The sequence below is a fragment of the Desulfuromonas sp. CSMB_57 genome (genome assembly GCF_020194955.2).
Lineage (GTDB): Bacteria > Desulfobacterota > Desulfuromonadia > Desulfuromonadales > Syntrophotaleaceae > JAFCIY02.
The window spans coordinates 194,057-207,332 of sequence record NZ_JAFCIY020000001.1; the positions used below are offsets into that span (position 1 = coordinate 194,057).

Sequence of the window (13,276 nt, forward strand, 5' to 3'; positions counted from 1 at the left end):
GCCGTCGGCTAAACCAGGTTGAATCGTTCGGTGTGAATCTGGCCGAATGGAATGCCGCGCCGCAGCAGCAGCTGTTCCACGGCGTTCATCATCGGCGGCGGACCGCAGATGAAGTAATCCAGATCGGTAAATTCTTCGGGCAACTGACGCTGCAGGACGGCATCGTTTATGAAGCCGGATTCGCCCGTCCAGTTCTCCGGCGGCCGATCCAGAACATGCGCCACCCGCAGATTCAGGCGTGGCGCCAACTGTTCGATCTCCTCGCGAAAGGTGATGCTGTCCAGGTCCCGGTTGGCGTACAGCAGCAGCAGGGGCCGCGGATCCCGGCGATCCGCCAAGGTGTGGAGCATGCTCATCATGGGCGTGATGCCGATGCCGCCGGCAATGAACACGTAACCCGGCGCATGGGGGTAACGGTCCACGGAAAAGGCCCCGTGAGGGCCGTCCAGCCAGGCCAGTTGGCCGGGCACCGCCTGCTTGATGGTGGCGGTGAAATCCCCCAGTTCCTTGATGGTGAAACGCAGCAACTCGGGGCGCTCGGCGCTGGCCGAAAAGGAAAACGGGTGATCCTTGGCCAGAAACGGCGAATGCCAGAGGGTCAGCCAGGCGAACTGGCCGGGGTTGAACCGCAGTCCATGGTGGCCCTTGGCGCGCAGGGTCAGGGACCAGGCCTGGCCGCGTTCTGCATTGACGGCGACGACTTCATAGGGTTGGCGCAAGGCCAGCCACGGCTTGAGCAGGCGCACATAAGCCAGCAACCCGACCCAGAGTGCCCCATAGCTGAGCCAGAGCGACCTTTTCCAGGGCAGATTCACGAAGTGCCCGACCTTCATCATGTGCAGCAGTCCGAGAACCACGGCGGCACTCGCCAGCACCCCATGCCAGAAACGCCAACGGTCGTAATCGAGGCGCAATTGCCGGCGCCAGATGGAACTGCCGACCTGGACGATCAATATCGCTAGGGCGGCGACGGCGAAGCGGGCCCGCCAGGGTGCGTTCCAGAACTTGAGCAGGCTCACCGTGGAAGGCGTAGTGACAAACAGAATCAGGGGGTGCGCGAGAATCAGTCCGAAGGCCACCTGGGAGATTTGGCGGTGAAAATGATAGACCAGGTCGCTGCCGAAGGGCGCTTTCACGGTCTGCAGGCGCGCCGTGAGGGCGAATTGCAGCATCATCATGGCCAGTCCGGCGAAGCCCAGGGCCGCGGAAAAGTCCCGCCAGAAGCCGCGCGGACTGGGTGCCGGGCTGAACAGGAGCAGAAACAGCGGCAACGCCGTCAACAGCAGATAGACGGCAATCCAGAACGCCGCCAGCCAGACAAAATGTTCCGGGTTTTTACGCATGGGAGTTGCATCCTTCCTGAGCATGGGCAACGTTGCCCGATATGGGATGATCCGTCGGGAATGGATAAATCAGCTACAATGATCCCAAATGTACGCAAAAAGGCAAGACAGGAAAGTTGTCCCGTTAAGATTCATCGTCCGTGGAAAAGGGCCTTGCCCCCCACACCGAGGGGGGAGCGAGCTCCTTGAGTGAACGGTTAGGTTGTTGTTGTAAATATCGTTGAATCCTGTCTTTAAAGAAAACAGCTAATATTTCCCTAACAAAGCTGGTTTAGAGAGTGCGTTGATAGGGTGTTGAGCGTCGATGGCCGGGCTGTCGACCAGACCTCAAGGAGTTGGACCGCCCATGGCAAAAAAGCACATCCTGCTGGTGGAAGATGAAGAAGACATCCTGGCGCTGATGCATTACAACCTGATGCGCGAAGGTTTTCGGGTGTCCCTGGCCATGACCGGCGAGGAAGGCCTGGCGGCGATTCGCGAAGATCCGCCGGATCTGGTGGTGCTCGATCTGATGTTGCCGAACATGGACGGCCTCGAAGTCTGTCGGGTTATCAAGAGCACCCCGGAATACCGCAACCTGGCGGTGGTGATGGTCACCGCCCGGGGCGAAGAGGCGGATGTGGTGGCCGGGTTGGAATTGGGCGCCGATGATTATGTGACCAAGCCCTTCAGTCCCCGGATTCTCATCGCCCGTATCCGCGCCGTGCTCAGACGCCGCGAGGAGCATCCGCCGGTGACCGACGAAACGGCGGTCATTCATGTCGACGGCCTGGTGATTCACCCCGGCCGTAATCAGGTACTGATTGACGGGCAGCCGGTGGAACTGACTTTTACCGAATTTCGGGTCCTGCATTTTCTGGCCAGCCGACCGGGCTGGGTTTTCACCCGCTACCAGATTGTCAATGCGGTGCGCGGTGACGACTACTCGGTCACGGACCGGGCGGTGGACGTGCAGATCGTCGGCTTGCGCAAAAAGCTGGGCAATTATGGCAAATACATCGAGACGGTGCGCGGCGTCGGCTACCGTTTCAAGGATTGAGCATGCGATCGAAACCTTTGTTCTGGCAGATATATCCTTCCTATATCCTTATCATCGTGCTGGCCATCGTCGCCGTTTCCGGCCTGCATTCCCGGTCGCGGCGCAATTTTTATCTCAGTCAGGTGGCGACGGAACTGGAAGTGCGGGCCCGCCTGTTCGAGGATCAAGTCGGGAATTTGCTGCTTGCCAACGATTATGCGGCCCTCGATGCGTCCAGCAAGCGGCTGGGCCGGAATACCGCGACCCGGTTCACGGTGGTGCTGCCTTCCGGTCGGGTGGTGGCGGATAGCCTGGAGGACCCGGCGCGGATGGACAACCATGCCAACCGACCGGAGATTGTCAGTGCCCTGCGGAACCTGGTGGGTCGCGACGAGCGCCCCAGCCGGACCATACAGGAGCCGATGATGTATGTGGCCCTGCCGGTGCGGGACGCGACGGAGCAGCCCATCATCGGTGTGGTTCGAGCCTCCCGCAGCATCAGTGAAATCGACCGGGAGCTGCAGGCCAGCTACCGGGATATGGTGGTACGTGGTCTGCTGGTGGTGCTGGCCGCCGGGGTGCTGGGCTACTACCTGTCCCGCCGTCTGAGCCGTCCCCTGGTGATGATGAAGCAGGGCGCCGAACGTTTTGCCCAAGGTTGTTTTGAACAGAAACTGCAGATTGCCGGTTCCCGGGAAGCCGGTGCCTTGGCCCGCGCCATGAACGTTATGGCCGGCCAGCTCGATGAACGGATTCGCACCATCAGCCAGCAGCGCAACGAACAGCAGGCAGTACTGACCAGCATGGTCGAAGGGGTGGTGGCCCTGGACAACGACGAGCGCATCCTGCATCTGAATCGCGCCGCGGCCGATCTGCTGGGCCTGGATGCGGCGACGGTGGCCGGCCGGCGGCTCGAGGAGGTGGTCCGCAAGGCCGATCTGCAGCGCTTCGTCGGCCGCGCCCTGGCCGGTGGCGGGCCTCTGGAGGGCGAAGTGGTGTTGCCCGGCACGGAAGGCGATCGTTTTTTGCAGGTGCATGCGACTCTGCTTCTCGATGGCGAAAATCATCGCATCGGGGTGCTGATCGTTCTTAATGATGTGACCCGGTTGCGGCGGCTGGAAAATATCCGCAAGGATTTCGTCGCCAATGTTTCTCATGAATTGAAAACCCCCATCACCGGCATCAAGGGCGCCGTGGAAACCTTGCAGGACGGTGCCATGGAACGGGCGGAGGACAGCACCCGCTTTCTCGGTATCATCGCCAAGCAGGCGGATCGTCTCAATGCCATCATCGACGATCTCCTCGAACTGTCGCGCATCGAGCAGGGTGAAGGCAGCGGCACCATCGTCCTGACGGTGGAGCCCCTGGCTCCGACCCTGCGCTCGGCGGCCAATGCCTGCCAGGCCTTGGCCGACGGCAAGGACATGCGGCTGCGCCTGACCTGTGAACCGGAATTGCGGGCCCGCATCAACGCACCGCTGCTGGAGCAGGCACTGGTCAACCTCATCGACAACGCCATCAAATACAGCGAATCGGGCCGCGAGGTATTCATCGAGGCCTGTCGGGCCGACGGCGAGGTGGAGATTCGGGTGCATGACCAGGGGTATGGCATCGCTGCGGAGCACCTGCCGCGCCTGTTCGAGCGCTTCTATCGGGTCGACAAGGCCCGCAGCCGCCGGGTGGGCGGCACCGGTCTGGGCCTGTCCATCGTCAAGCATATCGTCAAGGCGCACCACGGTCGTATCGAGGTGGCCAGCGAAGTCGGCCAGGGCAGCGTATTTACCGTCATTCTCCCGGCCTGCTGAAAAGCGGCGAGCAGAGCTTGCGAACTCTTCATGCGGGCCTAATGCAAACCTAACAGTTCCTGGCCAGAATCCGTTGTGTTCGCCACCCAGGGCGGACACCCGACAATAAAACGGATTCCTCAAGCCAAACAAAGGAGAAACAGCATGCGTCTCGAGGCAGGTAAAGTGATGAAGTGTCTGGCTACGGTGGCCCTGGCGGCCGTGGTGGCCGTGCCGGCCATGTCCGCGGTGGCACAGGCGGCGCAAGTCAAGGTAGACCCCAAGCTGAAAAGCTACCAGAAGGTGGACGGCGTTTCCGGCAACCTGAACAGCATCGGCTCCGATACCCTCAACAACCTCATGGCCCTCTGGGCGGAAGGTTTCCGCAAGCATTATCCCAACGTCAACATCCAGATCGAGGGCAAAGGCTCGAGTACCGCGCCGCCGGCCCTGATTCAGGGGACCGCCCAAATCGGCCCCATGTCCCGCCCCATGAAGCGTGAGGAAATGGAAGCCATCGAAAAACGCTACGGCGTCAAGCCGACCGCCGTCGGCGTCTCCCTCGACTCCCTGGCCGTGTTCGTCAACAAGGACAACCCCGTCAAGTCCCTGACCCTGCCGCAGGTCGACGCCATCTTCTCCAAAAACCGCAAGGGCGGTCTGGGCCAGGATATCGTCACCTGGGGGCAGGCCGGTCTGACCGGTACCTGGGGCCAGATGCCCATCAGCATGTATGGCCGCAACAGCGCTTCGGGGACCTACGGTTTCTTCAAGGAACATGCTCTGTTCAAGGGTGACTTCAAAGACACCGTCAAGGAACAGCCCGGTTCCGCCTCCGTGGTGTTGTCGGTGACCGAGGATCGCGCCGGCATCGGCTACTCGGGCATCGGCTACATGACCTCCGGCGTCAAGGCCATCGCCCTGGCCGAGAAGACCGATGGCAAAGCCTATGCGCCGACCTATGAGAACGTGCTCAGCGGCAAGTATCCCCTCAGCCGCATGCTCTACCTGTATGTGGTCAAGCAGCCCAACCAGCCGCTGCCCAAGCTCACCAAGGAGTTCCTGAAATTCGCGCTTTCCAAGGAAGGTCAGGAAATCGTCGTCAAGGACGGTTACATGCCGCTGCCGGCCGCTCAGGCCGAGAAGCAGCTGAGCGCTCTCAAGTAACGCTGCTGAACAGGGATGGGGTGGCGGTGGCCGCCCCGCCCGCAATGAGAACACCCCCGCCTGCCGGCCCATGTGGTCGGCAGGCATCGGTATGTCCATGCATTCAACTTTTTCAGGGCGCAGATGAACAAGAAAATTCTGAAACGTATCCAGCGGCGGGATCGCATCGCACGCTATGTGATTACCGTCGGCGGAATGGCGGTCATTTTCAGTGTGCTGCTCATTCTGTTTCTCATCGCCCGGGTCACGGTACCCCTGTTTCAACCGGCGGTGGCCGAACGGGTGGCCCGCTTTCCGGTGGCGGACCAAGGCGCGACGGTCATGGCGGCAGGCCTCGACGAATACCGGGAGTCGCCCTTCGTGGTCGATGCCGGCGGCAGGGTGCAATTTTTTGCCCCGGGCGGCCAACCGGCGGGCGGGGAACTGCTGCTGGCTCCGCCGGTTGGCGCCGGTCGTATCCTGGCCGTCGACAGCGGCGAAGAGTTGACCTTCGGCGCACTTTGGGACAACGGCAGCATGACCCTCGACCAGGTCCGCTTTCCCTCCGGCTTCGATGCCGAGGGCCGTCGCGTACAGAGTCGGGAAGTGGCACGCCTGGCGAGTCTTCCGCCCCTTGAGCAGGGGGTGCCCAAGCAGGCCCTGGTGCGCCGGGACGGTGAAGAGCGCCTGACCCAGGTTGCTCTTCTGGCCGATAATCGCCTGTTAATTCGGCAATTGGTGACGGAGACGGATCTGTTCGGAGACAGCCGCGAGGCGACCCATCTCCTGGAGGCCACCGGCCTGCCCGGTGAGCCGATTACCGCCATGGTACTGGACACCACGGGCAAAAACCTCTATGCCGGCACCGGGCGTGGCACCCTGCTGCACTGGGATCTCTCCGAGGCGGGCGCGGTGGAACTGCTGGATCGCCTGCCGGCTTTTCCCGATGGCCGTGCCATTACCAGTCTGGCCCTGATTTTTGGCGATATCTCCCTGGCGGTCGGCGATGACCGCGGCGGTGTGGCCACCTGGTTCGGGGTGCGCGACGGTGAAGGCGTCAAACGCCTGCAGCGCATTCATGTGCTCAGCGGCCACCGTCGGGCCGTGGCCGGGATGATTCCTTCCCGCCGGGACAAATCCCTCATCAGTTTCGATGCAGCCGGGCAGTTGCATATGGATCACATGACCAGCGAGCGCCATCTGTTGACCCTGTCCTCCGAAGCCCCGCTGCGTGCCGGCAGTCTGGCGCCGCGCGGCGACGGGCTGTTCGCCGTGGACGCAGCGGGGACCGGTTATCTCTGGAAATTGCGCAATCCCCATCCGGAGGTCAGTTGGCGAACCCTGTTCGGCAAGGTCTGGTACGAGAATTACGACCAACCACGCTATGTGTGGCAATCCTCGGCGGCGACCGAGGATTTCGAACCCAAAAAGAGCCTGACCCCGCTCATCTTCGGCACTCTCAAGGGCACCTTCTACGCCATGCTGTTCGCCGTGCCCCTGGCGCTGCTCGGCGCCATCTATACCAGCCAGTTCGGCAATGCGCGCCTGCGCGGCATGATCAAGCCGACGGTTGAGGTCATGGCCGCCATCCCTTCGGTCGTCATCGGCTTCCTGGCCGCCCTCTGGTTTGCTCCCCTGTTGGAGCGGAGCGTGCCGGCGCTGTTCCTCGGTCTGCTGCTGGTGCCGGTGTTTCTGCTGGCGGCCATGGTCCTCTGGCAGGGGGTGCGCAATCGGCCCCTCGGCAAACAGTTGGATCGGGGCGTCGAATTTCTATTGCTGATGCCGGTTTTGGTACTGGCGGTCGCGACCGCCATCACCCTCGGACCGATGGTGGAAAACTGGCTGTTTGATGGTAATTTCAAGCTCTGGCTGTTCCATGAAGCGGGGGTCCGCTACGACTCGCGCAACTGTATCGTCATCGCCTTCGCCCTGGGATTTGCCGTCATTCCCATCATCTACACCATCGCCGAGGATGCCCTGTCCAACGTGCCGCAGAGTCTAAAAGCGGCCTCCCTGGCCCTCGGCGCCAGCCGTTGGCAGACGGTATGGCGGGTGATATTGCCGTCGGCCTCCCCGGGCATCTTTGCCGGCACCATGATCGGTTTCGGCCGTGCCATCGGCGAAACCATGATCGTGTTGATGGCAACGGGCAACACGCCCATCATGGACTGGAGCATCTTCAACGGCATGCGTCCCCTGTCGGCGAACATCGCCGTGGAAATCCCCGAGGCTCCGGTGGGCGGTACTCTCTACCGGATCCTGTTTTTGTCCGCGGTGATTCTGTTTACCATGACTTTTATTCTTAATACCGCCGCGGAACTGGTGCGGCAGCGGCTGCGCAAGAAGTACGGCCGGTTCTGAACAGGATAATCCATGAACGATTTCTGGAGAAAAGGTGAACCATACATCTGGACCACGGCTGCGGCCTTGGCCACCACCCTGCTATTGGCTGCGGTGCTGATTGTCGTGGTCCTGGTCAATGGTTTGGGCGTGTTCTGGCCGTCGCGGGTGGCCGTGGCGGAATTGCAGGACGGTACCCGGGTCATGGGCGAAATCATCCGTCATGAAGCGATCTTCGACGGCGAAGGCCAGCGGGTGCAGTTCAAGATCGGCAATCGCGATCTCTATGGACTGGATTTTCGCTGGGTGAACGAGGCCGATATCAACCGCATGTCCTATCCGGACGACGTCATCGTCCTGGAGCGGCAGGAGCACGGCAATTTCTACGGCACCCTCGCAAATCTGGAGGGACGGACGGTGACCAGCCCCGCGCAGGGTTGGGCCGAATTGCGGCAACGGTTGCGGCAACTGGCCGGCGAACAGGATCGCATCGCCGAAATGAGCGGCAAGTTGGCCGATTTAAATGGTCAGGTCGCGCGTCTGCGCCTGCGCGAGCGCAAATTGCTCTATCGGGGCCTCACTGCCGAGGATGCCCGGGTGGCGGAGTTGCAGACCCGTCGCGAGACCCTGGAAAGGCGATTCCATGAACTGGCGGATCAACAGTCCGACCTGATTTCCAGCCTGCGTGAGCGTACCGCGACCTTTGTCGACGTCAGCGGCAACGAACGGGAGATGCCCCTGGTGGATATTGTTCGGCCCTATCAGCCTAATCGCATGTCCCTGCCGGCCAAGGTCGCCCACTATGCCGGTAAATTGTGGGAACTGCTGAGTGATGAGCCGCGGGAATCCAACACCGAAGGCGGTTTGTTTCCGGCCATCTTCGGGACGGTGATGCTGATTTTCGTCATGAGCCTGTTTTCCTTTCCCCTCGGCGTGCTGGCGGCCATCTATCTGCGGGAGTATGCCAAGGAGGGCGTGATCGTGCGCATGGTGCGCATCGCCGTCAATAACCTGGCCGGCATTCCATCCATCGTTTACGGCATATTCGGCCTGGCCTTTTTTGTCTATGGCATCGGCGGCAGCATCGATCAACTGTTTTTCCCGGAGCGTCTGCCCGATCCGACCTTCGGTACCGGCGGCATCCTCTGGGCCAGCCTGACCCTGTCCCTGCTCACGGTGCCGGTGGTCATCGTCGCCACCGAGGAAGCTCTGGGCGCCATACCCAACGGGGTTCGCGAAGGATCCCTGGCCCTGGGGGCGACCAAACTGCAGACCCTGACCCGCATCCTGCTGCCCATGGCTTCGCCCGGTATCATGACCGGCCTGATCCTCGCCATGGCCCGCGCCGCCGGCGAGGTCGCGCCCCTCATGATCACCGGGGTGGTGAAACTGGCGCCGTCATTGCCCCTGGACGGCCAGTTTCCCTTTCTGCACCTGGATCGCAAATTCATGCACCTGGGCTTTCACATCTATGACATCGGCTTCCAATCGCCCAACGTCGAGGCGGCCAAGCCCATGGTGTTTGTGACCACGCTGCTGCTGGTGCTCATCGTCCTGGTCATGAGCAGCGTCGCCATCCGGTTGCGCAACAAGATGAAGAAACGCTACACTTACAGCACTTTCTGAGCAAGGTGAGGATATGACCGAAACGCAAATCGTGACCGTGGCCGATCCGGTCGTCCAGGTCGAGAATCTCAACTTTTTCTACGGCAACGCCAAGGCGCTGCACAACATCGGGCTGGACTTTCCCCGGAACCAGGTGACCGCTCTCATCGGGCCCTCCGGGTGCGGCAAGTCGACCCTGCTGCGCTGCATCAATCGCATGAACGATCTGGTCGATACGGCCCGGGTCGAGGGCAGCATCCTGCTGGATGGGATGGAAATCAACACCCCGACCATGGACGTCATCGAGTTGCGGCGCCGGGTCGGCATGGTGTTCCAGAAATCCAATCCCTTTCCCAAATCCATCTACGAGAATGTCATCTACGGCATGCGCATTGCCGGTATCGGCGACAAGGCAACTCTCGACGAGACCGTGGAGCGCAGTCTGAAGAGCGCCGCCCTGTGGGACGAGGTCAAGGACCGCCTGCACGAGTCGGCCCTGGGGCTCTCGGGCGGGCAGATGCAGCGCCTCTGCATCGCGCGGGCCATCGCCGTCAATCCGGAGGTGGTGCTGATGGATGAACCCTGTTCAGCCCTCGATCCCAAATCCACTGCCCGGGTTGAGGAACTCATCGCCGATCTGCGCGATCGATATACCATCATCATCGTCACCCACAACATGCAGCAGGCGGCCCGGGTTTCCGACTACACCGCTTTTCTGTTCGAGGGCATCCTCATCGAGTTCGGAGAAACCAAGAACCTGTTCGTCAAACCGAAAAACAAGCAGACGGAAGACTATATTACCGGCCGGTTCGGCTGAAGGGAGCACGTGAGCCATGACATTGCATATTGTGCGTGAAATCGAAAAACTCAAAAAACGGCTCCTGACCCTCAGCGCCATGGTCGAGGAGAGTTACCAGCGTTCCATTGCCGCCCTGGAGCGGCGCGACGCCGCCCTGGCGCAGCAGGTCATCGACGCCGACACGGATGTCGACCAGATGGAGGTCGATCTGGAGGAGGAGTGCCTCAAGGTGCTGGCCCTGCATCAGCCGGTAGCCAACGACCTGCGTTTCATCGTCTCCCTGCTCAAGATCAACAACGACCTGGAGCGCATCGCCGACCTGGCGGTGAACATCGCCGAGCGAGCGCTGGATCTCATGAAGTTGGAACGGATTCCGATGCCCTTCGACTTCGCCAACATGTCCCAGAAGGTCTACGCCATGGTCAAGAAGAGCCTCGATGCCCTGGTGCATTTCGATCAAGGCCTGGCGCGCCAGGTCATCGCCCTGGACGACGAGGTGGATGAACTGCACCACCAGACCTACGGCCTGGTCATGGCGCAGATTCGCCAGAACCCGGATCATCTCGAAGCCCTGATCTGCTACCTGGTCATTTCCCGCTACCTGGAGCGCATCGCCGACCAGACCACCAATATCGCCGAGGATGTGCTGTATATGATCGAGGGAAAGATCTTCCGGCACATTCTGTAGTAGGCGGGACATACCCAAATTCAGCCATTGGGTAGTTGGCTCGTAAATTTGAAGGCCTGCCGGTTACGCGGCAGGCCTTCAAATTTTTTAGGGCCGTTATGGATGCCGGCCGTTGTAAATCAGTCCGCCTGAATCCCGGTAGCGTTCCAGCACCGCCACCGCCTCGGCCCGGCAAACATCGCGCAACACGGCGATGCCGCGGCGTTCCAGCGCGTCCTGCCAGTGCTCGGGCTTGTCCCCTTCGTCAAAGCCGATAGCCCGTGCATCGGCGTCCCGGGCACCGCACGCCAGGCTGCGGAGGCCGGCCCAGGGCAGGGCGCCGAGGCACATGGCGCAGGGTTCGGTGGAGCTGACCAGTTGGGCGTTGAGGCCGGCGGCGGCCAGGGAAAAATGGCCGACCAGACGCTGGGCCGTCATGAGGGCGACCAGTTCGGCATGGGCGACGGAACAACAGGCGCTGGTCACCAGGTTGACTCCCGGGGCCAGCAAGCGGCCGCTGTCGAGATCGAATACGGCGGCACCGAAAGGCCCGCCGCCGTCATGCTCGATGTTGGCCGCCGCCAGCCGGATGGCCAACTGCATGCGCTCTTCTATGCTGTGGAACACATGCTCCGCCGGCGGCAGCAGCGGCCGCAGCCAACCGGGCAGGGCCAGTTGCACCTTGGGCCAGGTCATGGCTCGGTCCGTGGCGGGAGGGCGCGCATGCCCTGCTGCAGTTCGCATTCCTCGGTGCAGCGCGGACTGTAATGGCGCTTGAGCCACTGGCTGAGACCGTCCAATCCGGGAAACAGTACCCTTTCGGTGATGTTGGCCTGGTCCAACTTGTCGCGGATCTCCCATTTCAGTTCCGCCGGAATGATGATCTTGCGCCAGATCTCCGGGTGCTCGCGCAGAAAATCGCAGAGCAGTCTTTCCGGGTTGGAGACCACGGAAAAGAAGGCGAACTGGTTGACGATGCGTTCCTCCATGGATGGCGGCTCGAAGAAGATCACGGCATTGTCGCGGGACAGGTGCGACAATTCATTCAGATTGCGAATCTCTTCGGACAGCATTTCCACCGTGAAGACGTTGGCTCCCTCTGCTTCGAGTTTGTGCCGCAAGGCCTTGGGCAGCAATTGGTGGGTTTTGATGTAGTTGACCGCCCAGATGACGCCGTCCAGGTCGAATTTGCAGATGTTGGCGGTGGCGAAGTGCATGGCCACAAAGGGGGAATAGGTCCAATCCAGCAGGCGGGTGGGCAGGCCGTAGTGCTGGGCCCTGGACATCCAGTGCCAGAAGGAATCGGCTTCCACCGTGGAGCGGTGCGCATATTTTTTGAAATTTCGCATCAGGTGGCGCTCCAGTTGGCCATAAGGGCCGCCGAGGCGCATCAGGGTGGTTTTCAGGGGATAGCGGGCGTCGGACAGGCCACGAAAGGCGAACCGCGACCGGAACCGGCCGAGGTCGGAATTCCAGGACTCGGCGAACAACTCGGTCTGCAGTTGATCCCAGCTGTTGATGTGAATTTCGTTGGCGGAGCCGGATTTTTTCACAGCACACCGAGAATGACGTTCGACTCCTGAAACACCGCCCAGGCCGTGTCGCCTTCCTGCAACTCCAGGTGCTGAACGCTGCCCAGGGTCATTGTGGCACTGACGGTGCTGCCGCCGGGCAGTTCCAGGGTGAGGTCGGCGTTGACCGTACCGCGGATGATGGTTCGCACCGTGCCCTGCAGGCTGTTGATGGCGCTGAGGCGCGCGCTGCCCAGATCCTTGACGATCATCACTGCCGGCGCCTTGACCATGGCCAGCACTTCACTGCCCTCGGTCAGACCGAGAGCTTCCAGGCTTTCCGTCGTGATCAGGGCGGAAAGGCGATCTTCGCCTTTGAGTTGCAGTTCCACCAGGGCGTTGACCTCGCCGCGCGAGATCTTTTCCACACGTCCCGACCAGAGATTGCGGGCGCTGACTTTCATGTTGATCTTCCTCAGAAACTGGTAGAATTTTTCTCCCTCTTCGAGGTGTTCGCCGATGGATTGCAGGAATCGCTCGTGTTCCCGTTGTATCATCCGGTAACGCTTCACCACTTCCTGACCGGCTTCCGTCAGACGGGTGCCGCCGCCGCCGCGTCCGCCGGTGGTGCGGATTACCAGGGGCTCGTCAGCCAGGTTGTTGAGGGCGTCAACCTGCTCCCAGGCGGTTTTGTAGCTGATGCCCTGGGCCTTGCCGGCCTTGGTGATGGAGCCGTATTGATCGATTTTTTCCAGCAATTCGATGCGGCTGTGACCGAGGAATTCCTGGCCGGCCTTGCTGAACCAAACCTCCCCCAAAACACTCATGTCCTTGGTTTTCGCTTTTTTCACGCCCCGCTCCTTGGATAGGTTGCTTGCCTGTTCTTACTTTTTAAGGCACCCTCAAGCGGTATGCAAGCTGAAAAGGGTCCGAAATCGGATCGGATTGGGAAAATGACTCCTGCGAGATCTTCACGAGGCGCAGGGGCGGGCGTCAGGTGCAAGACAGAAACCGTGGCAGGCCGGGCATTTTCTCGGATTCTGCAAAACCGGCAGGGAGTTAA

Annotated in this window: 11 protein-coding genes; 7 read left to right on the plus strand and 4 right to left on the minus strand. The window is 61.2% G+C overall.

Annotated features, from left to right (window positions below):
* Positions 1 to 8: 8 nt before the first annotated feature.
* Entirely contained in the window at positions 9 to 1,343 is a 1,335-nt protein-coding gene (locus JQN68_RS00835; protein ID WP_225071249.1) for a ferredoxin reductase family protein, read from the minus strand.
* Between the two features lie 346 nt (positions 1,344 to 1,689).
* Between JQN68_RS00835 and JQN68_RS00840 the strand changes: the two genes are divergently transcribed.
* From JQN68_RS00840 to phoU, 7 genes are all read left to right on the plus strand, one after another.
* Complete coding sequence (locus JQN68_RS00840) at positions 1,690 to 2,382, plus strand: response regulator (RefSeq protein WP_225071250.1); 693 nt, start codon at positions 1,690 to 1,692, stop codon at positions 2,380 to 2,382.
* 2 nt (positions 2,383 to 2,384) lie between these two features.
* Entirely contained in the window at positions 2,385 to 4,166 is a 1,782-nt protein-coding gene (locus JQN68_RS00845; protein ID WP_225071251.1) for a sensor histidine kinase, read from the plus strand.
* Between the two features lie 144 nt (positions 4,167 to 4,310).
* A complete protein-coding gene (locus JQN68_RS00850; protein ID WP_283775312.1) occupies positions 4,311 to 5,312 on the plus strand; it encodes a PstS family phosphate ABC transporter substrate-binding protein in 1,002 nt (333 codons plus the stop codon).
* Between the two features lie 123 nt (positions 5,313 to 5,435).
* Positions 5,436 to 7,652: an ABC transporter permease subunit gene (locus JQN68_RS00855; RefSeq protein WP_225071252.1), complete on the plus strand. Its 2,217-nt coding sequence runs from the start codon at positions 5,436 to 5,438 to the stop codon at positions 7,650 to 7,652.
* A gap of 12 nt (positions 7,653 to 7,664) precedes the next feature.
* Entirely contained in the window at positions 7,665 to 9,257 is a 1,593-nt protein-coding gene (pstA, locus tag JQN68_RS00860; protein WP_225071253.1) for a phosphate ABC transporter permease PstA, read from the plus strand.
* A 13-nt stretch (positions 9,258 to 9,270) separates the two neighbouring features.
* Complete coding sequence (gene pstB / locus JQN68_RS00865) at positions 9,271 to 10,053, plus strand: phosphate ABC transporter ATP-binding protein PstB (protein ID WP_225071254.1); 783 nt, start codon at positions 9,271 to 9,273, stop codon at positions 10,051 to 10,053.
* Positions 10,054 to 10,069: 16 nt separating this feature from the next.
* Positions 10,070 to 10,723: a phosphate signaling complex protein PhoU gene (gene phoU / locus JQN68_RS00870; RefSeq protein ID WP_225071255.1), complete on the plus strand. Its 654-nt coding sequence runs from the start codon at positions 10,070 to 10,072 to the stop codon at positions 10,721 to 10,723.
* 96 nt (positions 10,724 to 10,819) lie between these two features.
* On the opposite strand, the gene JQN68_RS00875 is transcribed toward phoU, so the two are convergent.
* Genes JQN68_RS00875 through JQN68_RS00885 form a run of 3 tightly spaced genes read right to left on the minus strand, consistent with a single transcriptional unit; the run spans position 10,820 to position 13,064 of the window.
* Positions 10,820 to 11,398, minus strand: coding sequence for a nucleoside deaminase (locus JQN68_RS00875; protein ID WP_225071256.1), 579 nt, complete (start codon positions 11,396 to 11,398; stop codon positions 10,820 to 10,822).
* Entirely contained in the window at positions 11,395 to 12,255 is an 861-nt protein-coding gene (locus JQN68_RS00880) for an FRG domain-containing protein (protein ID WP_225071257.1), read from the minus strand. Before JQN68_RS00880 ends, JQN68_RS00875 begins: the two co-directional genes overlap by 4 nt.
* Positions 12,252 to 13,064 carry a TOBE domain-containing protein gene (locus JQN68_RS00885; protein WP_225071258.1) on the minus strand — a complete coding sequence of 271 codons (813 nt, stop codon included), beginning with the start codon at positions 13,062 to 13,064 and terminating at the stop codon, positions 12,252 to 12,254. Before JQN68_RS00885 ends, JQN68_RS00880 begins: the two co-directional genes overlap by 4 nt.
* Positions 13,065 to 13,276: the final 212 nt, after the last annotated feature.